We start from the raw sequence: 15,208 nt of genomic DNA, 5'->3' as shown, positions 1-15,208 counted from the left end.
CTCCCCAAAAAATCAAAATTTATTTTGAACGGGAGAAAATTTGGGCTTTTTTAAAAATTTAGAGGTTGTGCAACACGCTCGTAATTTATCATTGTAGAAGTAAATCTGAAATAATGTAGCTAAGAAAACAATGATTTCAAAAAATATCTTAATAAAGCTACTGCTCTCTGACCCTTCTGATGATAGCTAAGGTTAATCCGATAAGTAAAAGAATAGTTCCTAACCACAAGACTGAGATATAAGGTTTATAGACAGCTTTAAACGTCAGATAATCAGGGAGTTTTGGTCTTTCTTCGGTTTGAATGACGATTTGTTCTTTTTGTGGATTTGCCCCTACAAAAGAAAAACGAATACCTATTTCTTCTACAACATCTGGAACTGTGGTTGTGTTTTGGCCTTGTATTAGAAACATAGGTTTTGCTGCATATTCTTTACCGTTAATATTCAGCCGAAGTTTTGCCCGAACAACCATATCATAGTCTTTTAGCTCAGGGATTTCGGTTACTCGCACAACGCTTTCTAATACACAAAAGCCTTGTTGTAGAAAAAAAGTATCTCCTATTGCCACCCGATGTTCTTTTAAAATAACACCTGAATCAGCCGGCTGCTGTTCCGGTGAGGGTACCGAAGAAATGTGAACATACAGGTCTTTATCCCAAAATATTTTTCTATCCGGGTGAGCAAGCAATCCCATTCTGGGGTTTATTTCCGCCTCCGGATACAAAACAAAACTGTGTGTGGTGTCTTCTAAAGAAGTAAAACGCAAACCATATAAAGAACGATTGTTGATTGGCTGCGGCTGTAAAATAAATAGATTTCTCTGTATAAATGATTGTAAATCAGATAGTTTTACTTTATCTTGCCAGCTTACCCGATGGTTGTTATGTTGGTTAGAATCCGGCTCAAAAAACTGTGTGGGAAATTCTACGGCAAAGGTTTCTCCAACAGAGTCTTCAAAGGCAAACTTAATGACGGCCTCTGTTTCAGAAATAGCACGCAGATTTTTAATGGGTTTAGTTACCTGCTTTTTCCCAATATAAGTAACCCGAAAATCCCGAACATATTTTGGCTGATTAGGCAATAATAAAACGTTATCAGATTTTGCATCACTGGGAAATGAATCACCTAACTCAAAAGGGTTCAAATTTAGAGAAACAATTCTTTCATAACCATTTGAAAGCAAACTTCCTATAAAAACAAGTGCCATTCCAATATGTGCTAATGAGCCTCCTACCCGAACCAAATGGCTACGATGTTTCCGAATCAACTTGTAGGCTACATCTATATTGGAAAGTAACGCAAATAAACTTGATAATATCAATAATTCATCAGCTATAGAGATAAAAGTGGTTGTAACTTTCTCAAAAAAGCCGGAATTTTCAATAACTTGTCTGAACGTTTGATTGTAAACAAAATCCCACCCAAACCAAAGAAAAGCCCCAATGATAGCTAAGGAAAATACTAAAGATAATGCAAATGGTTTGAATAGCAACCATTTAAACTTTGTTTTTGATTCTGAATGCCAATAAACATATTGAGCAACTGCTGATAAAGCGGCTATGCCAATGGCAAACCAGACGTTCCATTTATAGTAAAAGAATTGAACCTGAACCGGTGGGGCTAAGTTTGTGCCAAGTAGTTTATTAATAACCGGCAATGACGTTACTAAAATAATCTCTAAGCCACAGAAAAATAGCACGATAGCTCCCAAAAAAAGCATTAATTCGCGGGTAACTTGTGGCGAAGATTGGTTAGTATCTGGATCGTTAGGCATTGACTTCCAGCGATTTATTAATAAAACGATAGCTCCTAAGGAATATACAAGCAGAAGTAAGAGTAACTGTCCGGAAAGCCCTAAATCGGTAAAAGTATGTACGGAAGTATCTCCCAGAATACCGCTACGGGTCAAAAATGTGCTGTATAAAACCAATAGAAATGCCAAAAACAGCAAAATTATACTTAGTCGAAAATGATGGTGGTGCTGACGATAAGCAAGTAACGTATGTGCACCTGCAACGAGCACTAACCAAGGCACTAACGAGGCGTTTTCTACAGGGTCCCAATTCCAGTAACCTCCAAAATTGAGCGTTTCGTAAGCCCAATAACCTCCCAATAAAATTCCAGCACCTAAGGCTAAACAAGCACCTAAAACCCAAGGCATTGTTGGTTTTATCCAGCTACTATAATCCCGCGTTATTAACCCAGAAACGATATAGGCAAACGGAGCTATCGTTAAGGCAAAACCCAAAAATAAAGTAGGCGGGTGAATTACCATCCAATAGTTTTGCAACAAAGGATTTAATCCATTTCCATTAGCCGGAATAAAATTGGGATTCTGAGCAAAAATGGGCGCATCAGACATCACATCTTTGAGTAATGCAAAAGGAGAGCTACCTACTTTCCAGCCTGAAAGATCCCCAAAGGCAACAAAACCGGCTAATACCGTGAAACCTAATAAACTCCAATATTGCCAGCGGGAAAGGTTGCTTCTAAAAATCCACCAACCTCCACTCAAAAGTACGATGGATATTAACGCTGATAATAGGTTGGATTTCCACTGCCACGCAAAACCTTCTATTCTGAACCAAATACTCAATATTAAAATCAAGCATGATGCCGCTAGCCAAATGGATATGGGTTTTTTAATTGTAGCTATATTAAGGTTTTCCTTGTGAAACAGCCCACAAACTCCCAAGATACCGATAGACATAGCTATACGAACGATGACATCGGAAAAATAGGCACCTAAAACCATCGTAGCTAAAATTATCTGAACACTGGCCGTTACACTCAATACCCCAATCTGATGGGCAAAATCTTTTCTTAACCAATTTACAATCAGTATGCTATGCCAAAACATCCACAATAAAAAACTGCCCTCTTGCCCTTCCCAAAAACAAGAAATCATGTAGTATATGGGAAGTTCATTAGAAGAATGGCTCCAAACGTAATGATATTGATATTGATGAGTGTATATCAGATAAAATAAGATAGAGAGAGCTGCCCATATTGACCCTGCATGAAACCACAAAGCTGCTTTACCAATAGTAGCCCACGGAGATTTGGGCGAAATTGGGCTATCGGAGCGTTCATATAGAGCTATCAAGAGAGCTACGCTACCGATAATCGCCGTAACGAACGCTAAAGCTAACGCAGCAAAGCCGATATTACCGGCATTGAGAATTTCCATATATAATAACCCACTTATTAAAAATGCGTTATACTTGCCGCATCACCCCATAAGTCCTCTAAATGATAAAAACTTCTGGCCCTAGGCAAAAATATATGTACCACAACATTCACAAAGTCCAACAAAATCCAGTCAGAATGTTTGTCCCCCTCAATATGCCACGGACGTTCACTTTTTTTGAGTTCTACTTCATCTAACACATTGTTAGACAGTGCTTCACAATGAGTGTCAGATGTTCCGTTACAGATAATAAAAAAGTCAGTACTACGGTCCTTAATATTTCGTAAGTCTAACTGAACAACATCAAGGGCTTTTTTATCTAAAAGTGCTTCTATAATTGTTTTAAGCAGATCTTCAACAGGAATATCGGCTTGTTTTAAACCTCTTTTACGTTTCATTTGCGCAAAGTTACGCTTTTGGTATTGATGAAATAAACCCAAATAACAAAAATACAGAACCTAAGACAATAGATAATATAAACAAAGAAGCTACATATAGCTAACTATCTGATTTTCAATAATTGCTTAGTAATTTTCCTAAAAAATCATTTCTTCATAGTGCCTATTGCTTTTAAATCTATTATAATTGTCCGCAGAAGAATAGAATGTCATCTAATTGCCCAAATTCTTGAATATGAGAATCAATGAATTTAGAAAAGTGTTCGGTTAGCTTAACTGCATTTAGGCCGGCATAATCATCTAAGAAGTTTAGGATACCTTTATCGCCTAATTTTTTACTTTCTTCAATCAGTAGGTCTTTGAGGCCATCTGTGTAAATCGCTATTTGTTGGCCGGGTTCATAGTTAAAGCAAGCCGTTTTAAAAGAGCCGGAATTTTCAAGCTGGATATAGCCCCATTTGTCGCTTTTCAGAGAGATAAGGCGGTTATTATTAGATAAAACCTCTATATTACTTTTTGAGGGGTTGATTTTAAGCATGGTAAAATCAAAAGATATTTTTTCTTTTTCTACGATTTTTTTGAAGTTTTGGAAGAAAAATTTATCTACTGTTTGCTGAAAGTGCATTAAGTCGGTTTCATGGTTTATGCTAAAAGTTCCGAGCAAGATTGTGGCTAAGGTGGTAGTCAGCATTGAGGCAGATATTCCATGCCCTACTGCGTCAATGAGTACAATAAAATGGCTTTCAGCCTGATAGGAAGACCAAAGCATATCTCCAGAGACGATATTTAGTGGGCGGTCAATTTTTCCCTGAAATTTAAAGAGAGAGGATAAGTTATCTTGCTCTGCGCAAATTCCGTTTTGGAATCTTCGGGCTAACATGAGGGATTCTGAAAACTCAAGTTTTTGAATTTCCATATCTAAGATTTCTATTCTGGCCACAACCAAGTCTGCTAAGGCTACGAAAGTCCTGAATTCACTTTCGTATAGCTTAATATTTCTGGCTTTTTTGGCTTCTACGATAACCGGAACGGTTTCGTGCATCGTCTGATGAACTTCAGTAAGTTCTTTAAAAATGGTAAGTTCCTTAAAATGGGTAGATTCCGGCCCATGTAGCCATTTTCCTAATTTACATTGTGTATGATTTACAAACTCAGGGTCACTTTGGGTTAATCCTAAGAAATAGTCTTTGACTTTATCTCGCCAAGCGAGATGGTTAAATCTAGCTACCTCAAGAATGGGTACAGATAATTTTTTATTCATAATATATGGCTGGGCAAAAGTATAGTGGATTGTATGATAATAATGTGATTATTATCATACAATTAAGAGATTTTTGTTAAAGGTTTAAAAATACGGTATTTTGTCAAGAGAAATATCAATTTGATACTATTTTTGTTTAATGGCTAAAATAGTTATATCGTCTTGTATATCAGTATTCTGTAAGTGATTTCTTATTGCTTGCCTAAAAATCTCGATAGTTTCTTCGGTAGAGAGGTTTTGGCATTTAGCGAGTGTGTTTTGGATTCCTAAAAATTCAAACATATCTCCGTCTGGTGATACGGATTCGTGCAGCCCGTCTGTAACGCATAGGAGCATATCTCCGGTATTTAGCTCAATGGTTTGATATGGGAATTGGTTATTTAGGGTAGAGCCTAAGTATAAGGCTTTGAAGACAAATTGTTCGGTGTTTCCGTCTTTTCGGAGAATCCAAACTGGGGGCATACCGCCGGCTGATAGGGTTAGTTTCCCGTCTTTCCAAAATCCCAATATCATACCGATATACATTCCTCTCAAACTCATCGCAGCAATATTGACAGAGAGTTCATGTAAAATTTTCTCGGGGCTTTCGATTTGCCGGATTGTTTGTAGGTATCCTTTTGCGGCTGCGACCATAAAGCCGGATTTTAGGCCGTGCCCGGTAGCATCTCCTAAGGCAAACCAAAAAGAATTATCAGGTAGCTCTTTAAAATCGTAATAATCACCGCCTACTTCGGTAGCCGTTTGCATCCAAACATTGAGTTCAAAGTTGGGATGATTGGGTATTTTTTTGGGAAGCATTGCAAACTGAAAGCGGCGTGCATCTTCTAACTCTCTGGTTTTTCGTAAGTTATCAGCTTCAATCGTTTTTTGGAATAATTTTAAATCTTGCAGTGCTTTGGCCAAGTCAGCGGTTCTATCTTGCACCAATACTTCAAGTTCTTTACGTTTTAGGGTATTTTGGTGGCTGCTATATTTTGCATATAATATTCCGGCTAAAATGAATAGCAAGATACAAAGTGCTATAAACCATTTGGTTTGATAGAAAAAATGCGGTACAACTATTGTGATAACGTCTCCGTCTTCATTCCAGAGGCCATCGCTATTGCAGGCTGCTATTCTTAGGATGTATGTGCCCGGCGTTAAATTAGAAAAGAGTATTTCACGTCTATCTTTTACGCCTATCCAATCCTCTCCAATATTATCAAAACGATATTTGAATTCAACTTTATTGGGGTTTCCGTAAGCAAATGCAGTGTAATGAATTTCGATTTTTTTTGATTTTTGGGAAATAATAATGGGATCTGTTTTGGGTATAAATTGGTCATCAACCCAAACGTCTTCGATATGTACATTTGGTGGAAATGGGTTTGGAACTATGGTTGCCGGATTTATCCTCACAATTCCTTTTAGGGTAGGGAACCAGATATTGTTATTTTTATCTAATATCCCGGCGGGGTATCCGCTATTACATTCATTACTGCGCATACCTTCGTAGGTTCCGAAGTATTTTACTTTTAGCTTTTTGGCTTTTCCAGATTTATATGCTTCTAATGATCTGTTTGAGATTCGATAAATTCCCTTATTTGTACTGAGCCAGAGATAGCCTTTTTTATCTGCCAAAATACGAATGACTACATTATCGCCGATTCCGGCTTCTATATTATAGTTAAAAACTTTTTTATCAGCTATTTGAAATATTCCATTTCCCCATGTTCCAACCCAAATATTTTGCAAGCTATCTTGAAATAGGGATAAAATATAGCGACCGTCAAAGTGTTTATGTGCGTATTCTGGGATAGATATAACGTTTTTATTCCAAGATGCGATTCCCATACTGGTTCCAATAAGCATACTGCCGTCTGCTAAGGGCAAAAAAGCTCGAACTACGTTAGAGGGTAAGCCATTTTGCTGTGTGTATTGGGTGAATTTTCCGTTTTGATAAATAAAAATCCCCTGCCCGTCAGTACCAACCCAAATTCTATCCTGATTATCAGTGTATAACGCCCGAATAGTTTTGGCAGAAATACCGTCTTTAATGGTAAATTGATATGCTTTTCCGGATTTATAACGGATTAGTCCTTTGTCATCAGTTCCAATCCAGTAATTTTCATTTTTATCTTGGGTAATGGCAAATACATATTTGGATGGGAAGCCGTTATTTGGGTGGTGGTGTTCAATAACGGTTTGGTTACGCATTTTGAACCATCCGCCTTCACGTGTACCGATGCAGAGGTCTCCGGCGTGGTCTTCATAAATAGCTTTAATATTGGTAGCCGGTAACCCTTCCGGCGGGCCATAGGTAAGCAGTGAACCCCGATAAAGTTTATTCAGCCCTCCACCACTTGTGCCAACCCAAATATTATCCTCAAAATCACAAAATAAAGATAAAATAACATCAGATGCAAGGCCTGTTTCTTGGGTAATACGTTCAGTATGAGTTGTATAGCGATATAACCCTTCTCCCCATGTTCCTATCCAAATAGCTCCTTTTCTATCTGCACGAACTACTGTTATATCACTGCTATACAGGCTATAAGCACTCCCAACACGGGTTATTTCGTTATTTTTTATGCGATATAAGCCGCTTCCAAAAGTCCCTATCCATAAAGAAGAATCTTTGCCACTTGCTAATGAGCGTACTTGAGAACTTCTAAGGCCGGGTAATGTGATTTCTGTCCAATTATCGTTATTAAGCAAAAATAATCCAATGTCAGTAGCAACATAAAGTCCTTTTTCTGTGTAAGTTAAATCAAAAATAATGGGTTCTACTTGTGCAGAAGGTGAAATCTTATTCCAAGTAAGTCCCTGTAAACGATACAATCCCTTTTCTGTTCCTACCCAAATACGTTGATCATAATCTTCCCAAACTACATTGATAGAAGCATCGGAGGGAAATTCATTGATTTGTTCTAGCCTTTTTTTGTCTGACCTCAAGCGGTATAATCCCCCTAAGTGTGAACCCATCCAAATATCACCATCATGAATATGGGTTAAACTGCTCAAAAAATGAGTTTGTAGCTCAGGGGTATTGGTGTTGTCATATACTTTAAAGCGGATACCATCAAAACGAACCAAGCCTTCTTGGGTTCCAAAGTATAAATATCCTTCCGTAGATTGGGTAATTGTGTGTACAGATTGCTGCGGCAAGCCATTTTCGGTTGTCCAATGCAGAATCTGATATTGAGACAACGGCACAAACTGCTGCCCAATAGCTAATTCTGTAAAGAATAGCCCAATTAAATAGATTAATATAACTCGCCAAAGTATATTCACACAATATCCTAAAAGCCCCGCAAATTAACAACCTAATCCGAACTTAGGCTAAATTTTTATTGGTTGGTCTAAATCTTTGCTTGTACTTTAAGGTGTATAAGCAATAAATATTAAGTAAAGTTGTTGCTACAATACCTTGTTTCCCGTATCTCTTTTTGTGGTTAGGAATTGCTTGCAATATGCTAAAACTAATAGCAAACATTTTTAAAAACAGCTAAATTTGTAATTCAGAAACTTTTGTAATGAAACGCCTCTTAGTCAAAACCATCACTTTATTTTACTTCTGTCTATCCATAATTTGTTTTGGACAAACTACTCAAAACCAAACAGTAAAAGGAATTTATTCTTTTGCTTATGGGCCAAATTTCCCTAAGTCAGCATCTTTAACTTTACCATATATATCCGGCATGACTGCATACTGGGGCTGGCGAGATATTGAACCAACTGAACAGAATTTTCACTTTTCAAATATTGACTCTCTCTTAGACTGGGCTGCTCTAAACAAGAAAGTGATTAACGTAGGCTATTTTTTGGGGGATTTTACCCCAGAATGGGCTATTGCTAGGGGAATTAAGGTAATTAACTGGACTAAAAACTATACCGAAGATGAACAGCGTTATTTCAAAAAGCCAACAGAACCCCAACGCTCACCCATTCCTTGGGACTCTGTATATCTAAATTTATGGAAAAAAGCGGTAGTTCAAATAGCAAATCGGTATAAAAACCATCCGGGTTTAGGGGCAGTTGCTATATCCGGCCCCACAATGCGAGACCTCTCTTGTGGCTTGCAAATCACGAAACCCCTTGAATGGGAGGAATTTAAGCAAAATGGATACTCCCCAGAAATACTCTTTCAGGCATGGAAAATGATGATAGAATTTTATGTAAATCAGTTTCAAGGTCATCCCCTTTATCTTGTGATTGGGCCGGAAAAACCAGCAACTAACGATGTAACCTTAGCTACTAAAATCATAAATTATCTAATTGAAAAAAACTACCCAAATATTACAGTACAATGCGTTTTCTTAAACGATACATGGTTTTTAACAGGTGGAGCAGCCGTAAAAATCAGAGCACTACTACGTAGATATTATGAAGCCGGCCACCCAATCAGCTTTCAGATGGCCCAATCAGCCCAAAGAAATGACACATGGAAAGGAAAAAAAATAGTCCAAAGTTTAAATGCCTGCCTCAATATCGGCATAGAAAGTAACGCCTCATGGATAGAAGTTTGGCACGATGACATCATCATGCGTAGCGACCGAAAGACACCAAACACCAATTATCAAACAACAATCCAAGAAGCAGCTAACAAATTAAAATAACATGATTCTAACTAAAAACGAAACAAATAGCTACTTTTTTAGCCCAGAAATCAAAACTTTAACCTAAAAGATGTGGAATAGACCGTTTCCATAAAGAAAATTATTCAAAAAGCCTTTTACCGTTAAACGATATTTCTTAACCAAAAAAACAATACTTGTTGCGTTTAGTAAAATTCACATTTTGTAATTCAAAAAAAGTTCCCAATCTTTGGGAAATTTTGGGAAAACCCTATCCAAAGTTTAAATAATTAGAAATAAGTATGTTTAAGAGAGTATTTGCGTATTTTATACTATTTTTGATGCTTGGGCAGGTAGCCCTTGCTCAGAATTATTCGTTTGACCCAAACGATCCGGTATTTCTGCAACGTGTTCAAGAAAAGAACCTTCGGACTCAGCAGTTTCTTGACCTATACAACGTGAACCCTAATGCTGCGTATCAGTTACTTAGGCAAGGACAAGGAAATGCAGCCTACGTTACCGGCCCGGAACAGGATTGTGCGAACGCAACTCCGGTATGCTCAAACTCTTATACACAGCCCAACTCTTATCAAGGATACGGTTCTACGGTAGATGTATCTCCTAGTACTACGTGTCTATTAAGCGGAGAAACAAACTCAACGTGGTATATTTTTACTACTCAATCATCTGGGGTATTTACTTTTATGCTTAATACCCAGCAAGATTATGACTTTATTATGTACAATATAACCGGAACAAGTTGCTCCTCTATTCCTTCTCTAACTCCGGTTAGATGCAACTATTCCGCTCAATATGGAAATACCGGCTTACAAAACTCCGGAAATACCAGCGCAGCAAGTATTTCTGTGGATGCTTCGGGAAGCCCATATATGCCCGGCGTTCAGGTTACAGCAGGACAAACATACGTCCTGATGATTAATAACTATACCGGAAACAGCACCGGTTATTCCCTCACATTTGGTGGCGTATCAATTGCAGACGTTACCCCCCCTACCTTGCTATCTCCCGTTAATGTTTCCTGTAATTCTCGCTCAATTACATTAAGGTTTTCCGAAAATATCAATTGTTCTACCGTTTCTCCGGCAGATTTTTCATTTACAGGACCTTCGCCTATTTCCGTTTCCAGCATATCCGGCTGTACATCTGCATTTTCTAACTCAATCACATTGAACCTGAATGTAGGTATCTTAACACCTGGCCTTTATACGTTAAATATTGCAGCAGGCTCTATTTTGGATGTTTGCAATAACGGAATACTTGCTGCTTCTGAGCCATTTACGCTTGTTGCAGATGCAATTATTACGGGAAACTCTACAACTTGTACCGGAGGTTCGGTAACATTAACAGCAGATCCGGCAGGAGGCACCTATCTATGGAATAATGGCCAAACAACCCGCACCATTACAGTAAGCCCCGTTGTTACTACAACTTATCGAGTAGAAGTAACCATAGGAGCTTGTGTCAGGGCAGACACACATTTGGTTGTCGTTTATCCCGGTGTATCAGTTATCGTAAATCCAGATAGTGCCGTTGTTTGCGGTGCGGGCACAATGACCGTAACTGCATCAGCACTGTTGGGTTCAAGCCCTTGCGCAACGTGTACATATTCATGGGCACCCGGCGGGCAAACTACCCCTGTGGTAAACTTAGGCCCCGGTACTTATACCGTTACGGTTTCAGACGTTTCTAATGGCTGTCCCTCCGCATCAGCAGTTACCAAATTAGTAACCGTTTCAGGCAATCCTCCGCCTGCTTGTAATAATATTTACGTAACGACAACCGGTACAGGAGATGGCTTAAGCCCTTCAAACCCCACTACTTTGGTGGCCGCATTGCAACGGGCACAATGTAGTAACGTTACAATCAAAGTAGCTGTAGGAGATTATAATATATCAGCTCCCTTGGTAATGGGAAGCTACACAACGTTAGAAGGTGGGTTTAGTACCGATTTTCTAACCAAAACAAGTTCTATGGCTACTGCAGGAGCATTTCCCAATCGGGGTACCCGCATTATCCGTTCTACCGCCTTAGATCCGGGTAGCCCGGCTGCCTCGGTAGGAAACTCTAATAACCCACGAGTAACTGCCATATCCGTAACATCAGGATCTCAATATTTCAGGATTCAAGATATAAGAATCGAGATGCCTAATAACCACACTGCGGGAACTCGTATAACCAACTATGGAATCTATTTAGGAAGTGGCTGCTCAAGCTATAATATTGTCCGATGCTGGGTTGATGCCGGAAAGGGTGCAGATGGCGTTAGCGGTACTGTAGGTACTAGCGGCGGTTCTGCAATTGCTGCAATGAATGGCACTAACGGCCAGAATCAAGGCAGAACCGCAGGCACGGGTGGTGCCGGTGGTGCTGTTGGTGCTAATGGCGGCAATGGCGGTATGGGTGGTGCTAGCGGAAATAATATGGGATCAAATGGTGTTTCCGGCGGCGGCGGCGGTATTGTAGGAACTCTCCAGCCCGGTGCCGGAGGCCAAGGCGGGAATGTAGCCTGTGACGGAAACATAGGCTGCGGAGACCCCGGTGGATGCTCTACAAACACCTGTGGAAATGGTGCCAGAGGCAAAAATGGCGTTACCGGAAGCAATGGTATTGACGGTGCTGATGGTGCTAATGGCCTTTCTCCTACTTATGCTGCGGGCTATTTTATGCCGGGCTCAAATGGTTTGCCAGGGGCTGATGCCGTTTCTGACGGTATCGGCGGCGGTGGTGGTGGCGGCGGCGGCGGCGAGATAAGTAGCTGTTTAATCTTTTCGACTACTGATCCGGGATCCGGCGGCGGCGGCGGCGGTGCCGGAGGTAAAAAAGCATTGACAGCCGGACAGGGCGCAACATCAGGCGGCGGAGCTTTCGCAATATTCTCAGTTAGCAGCGGCGCAGGCGCAAATGTTATTGACTGTAACTTATTTGCAACTGCTGGGGCATCTGCAGTAGGCGGTGCAGGCGGTGCAGGCCAGCCCGGTGGAATCGGTGGAACTGGCGGAACCCCTTGTGACGGCGGGCGCGGCGGCAACGGCGGTAATGGCGGACGCGGCGGCAACAGCGGCAACGGCGGTAACGCACAAGGCGGAAGCACCGGACTAAAAGTAGATCTGGTCGGCGTAACCCTCACTACATTACCCCATACCAACCTTCAATTAGACCAACAACAATTGGTTACGACCACCAATATTAACTGTACAGTCCGAAATCAAACTTTAACAACCAATAACGCTTCTCCATCTTGGTTATCTTTAGGAATAGATGCCAGCCCGGCCAATCCAAATGTAACCAGCACTCCTATTACTACCCAGTACTCTTCAGTAGGGCGTAAATCTCTTTCGCTCGGAAATGGAACGAGAACTACTACACAACCATATCCTATAAAGTGGTTTTCAAGCGATAACGCAGCAGCAGTACCTATCAATGATAATGCTTTATCAACCACTAATTTAACTGTTTCCGGTTATACTGATAATGGCGGTAATGTTCCAGCAGCGGGTGTTTTTATTAACGCTCAAATTAACCATACATATATAGGAGATGTTGAACTCTACTTACAGGCACCAAACGGAAAAATCTTGAAATTAGTTGAAAACAAAGGCGGAGCCGGAGCAGGTATGTGGTCTGGCTTTAATGGTACTGTTTGGACGGATGCTGCGGGAGCTGCTATGCCACCGGCTCCACCAAGTACCTCTATAGATTTCAGACCAGACGGATCATTAACAGTTGGTAGCGCAGGAATTGTACCCACAATTTCTAACTTTGCTGCCCTTGGCGGCTCTCCTGCAAATGGAGTATGGAAATTACTCGCTTATGATGACGCATCCGGAGACGTTGGCTCTGTGCTTTGGTGGGAAATTAGCTTCGGCGGTTACATAAACGCAACAGATTATGCTATTCCGGACGGAAGCCCAAATGCAGGTGTTACAAGCAACATTACAGTTTCCGGTATGCCTACCACGCTTTCTAATGCCCAAAATATGGTCGTTCACTTAGATTTAACCCATACTTGGGATGCCGACGTAGATTTATACTTAACAGCCCCTAATGGAAGTACACTAAGACTATCTACGGATAATGGTGGTTCAGATGACGATTACGGTGGTACTCGTTTTACAGACGCAGCAACTATAAATATAATAGCCTATACCGCACCATTTAGAGGCTATTTACGTCCGGAAGGAGGTCTTGGCACTGAAAACGGCATTACCCCAAACATATCAACCTTTTCTGCCCTAAATGGCTCAAACCCAAATGGAACATGGTCATTAAAAGTATTTGATGATAGTGGGGCAGATACAGGAATCCTTCGCTTTTGGGCAATTGACTTTGCCGATGAAACCAAAACTACCAGTACAACTTCGGTTACAGATAATTATACAGATTTTGTTGATATTGCAACAACTCCCACCACCTTAAATCCTACAATCATCAGCGTTCATGATACCATTTGCCCCAATACAACCGGCTTGTATGTTTCCGGAATTAGAACCGGAGTTTCGTATGAATGGAAAATAATTAGCTTACCTTCAAATACCATTATTGCTACCGGAACAAATGATAGTCTATCATATAATTTTACTACTTCGGGAGATTATATTGTGCGTTCTATTGTAACCTCAATTTGCTGCGCAACCAAAGACTCCGTAAGCTACAATGTTCACGTAATAGACAATTCGGTTCCGCCGGTCATAGTTCAGACCCCAGTTTCACCGATTTGTAATGGAGCATCTATCGTGCTATCGGTTCCAACACTACCGACTACCTTTAGCTACTCATGGAGTACCGGTGATTTAACACCTACCGTAACCCTAAATCCAACATCAACGACAACAGTTACCTTAAACGTAGTTACAGATAAGGGTTGCCCGTTACCGCAGGCTTCTACCACGATTACAATTTTCCCGATACCTCAAGTTGATTCAATAACCGGTAATCCGGTTGTGTGTGCAGGTATGGGACAGGTTGTAACTTTAACGGCTCATGCCTCTGCTCCCGGTTCTACTTTCTTATGGACAGGTCCGGGTGGCTTTAGCTCTACGGCAAATCCGGCCTCGTTTACACCTACTGCTACGAATTTTTATTATGTTCGCGTAACCGGCCCAGCACCAACAAATTGCCCAGGAGAGTTAGACTCGATATTAATTTCAGTACTACCTCAGCCCATACCGACTATTTCTGGTGCAGGTGCTATATGCGCCGGAGATAGCATTACGCTGGTAGGAGGAGGGGGGAAACCCGGCCAATATGAATGGAGTTTAACCAGCGGTGGAGCTATTTTTGCCACAACTGACTCTATTCGTGTATCTCCTTCATCAACTCAAACCTATTACTTAGTAGCCGCCTTTGATGATTGTAAAAGCCAAACTCCGGCCCAAGCTACTGTAACAGTAAACCCCAAGCCGGCAGTTTCTTTGTCTGCCTCTACAACGACAATCTGCGTGGGAGACCAAGTTACCTTTACGGCTACTAATACGTCCTCAGCAACTATTTCTACTTATGACTTTATCGTGAATGGAACAGTTGTTCAATCATCAGCTTCAACAACCTATTCAACAACTGCTTTAACTAACGGAAGTGTGGTTTCTGTAATAGCTCATTCTAATTTAAGCTGCTTAAGCGATACTTCTAATAAGGTTACAATTTCAGTAAATCCGGCACCGACTACCCCGACAGCCGGAAACAACAGTCCTTTGTGTATAGGAGCTACGTTAAATTTAACGTCGAGTACGGTAGCGGGAGCAAGTTATAGCTGGACGGGTCCTAACGGATTTAGTTCAAACCT

At 40.6% G+C, this 15,208-nt stretch carries 6 protein-coding genes; 2 read left to right on the top strand and 4 right to left on the bottom strand.

Annotated features, from left to right (window positions below; all coding sequences use genetic code 11):
* Window positions 1-157 precede the first annotated feature (157 nt).
* From ccsA to LC115_09410, 4 genes are all read right to left on the bottom strand, one after another.
* Window positions 158-3,190, bottom strand: coding sequence for a cytochrome c biogenesis protein CcsA (gene ccsA / locus LC115_09425; protein ID MCZ2356886.1), 3,033 nt, complete (start codon window positions 3,188-3,190; stop codon window positions 158-160).
* A gap of 17 nt (window positions 3,191-3,207) precedes the next feature.
* Window positions 3,208-3,588, bottom strand: coding sequence for a ribosome silencing factor (rsfS, locus tag LC115_09420; protein ID MCZ2356885.1), 381 nt, complete (start codon window positions 3,586-3,588; stop codon window positions 3,208-3,210).
* Window positions 3,589-3,769: 181 nt separating this feature from the next.
* Window positions 3,770-4,849, bottom strand: coding sequence for a CZB domain-containing protein (locus tag LC115_09415; protein ID MCZ2356884.1), 1,080 nt, complete (start codon window positions 4,847-4,849; stop codon window positions 3,770-3,772).
* 126 nt (window positions 4,850-4,975) lie between these two features.
* Window positions 4,976-8,122 carry a SpoIIE family protein phosphatase gene (locus LC115_09410; protein ID MCZ2356883.1) on the bottom strand — a complete coding sequence of 1,049 codons (3,147 nt, stop codon included), beginning with the start codon at window positions 8,120-8,122 and terminating at the stop codon, window positions 4,976-4,978.
* 242 nt (window positions 8,123-8,364) lie between these two features.
* On the opposite strand from LC115_09410, the gene LC115_09405 reads away from it, so the two are divergent.
* On the top strand, window positions 8,365-9,447 hold the full coding sequence (locus LC115_09405; protein ID MCZ2356882.1) for a beta-galactosidase: 1,083 nt from the start codon (window positions 8,365-8,367) through the stop codon (window positions 9,445-9,447).
* A gap of 260 nt (window positions 9,448-9,707) precedes the next feature.
* Window positions 9,708-15,208 (top strand): proprotein convertase P-domain-containing protein (locus LC115_09400; GenBank protein ID MCZ2356881.1); only part of this gene is annotated, 5,501 nt, incomplete at its 3' end.

It is taken from the genome of Bacteroidia bacterium (genome assembly GCA_026932145.1).
Lineage (GTDB): Bacteria > Bacteroidota > Bacteroidia > J057 > JAIXKT01 > JAIXKT01.
Note: the sequence above shows the minus strand (reverse complement) of the source record. Positions and strands in the feature narration are given on the sequence as shown.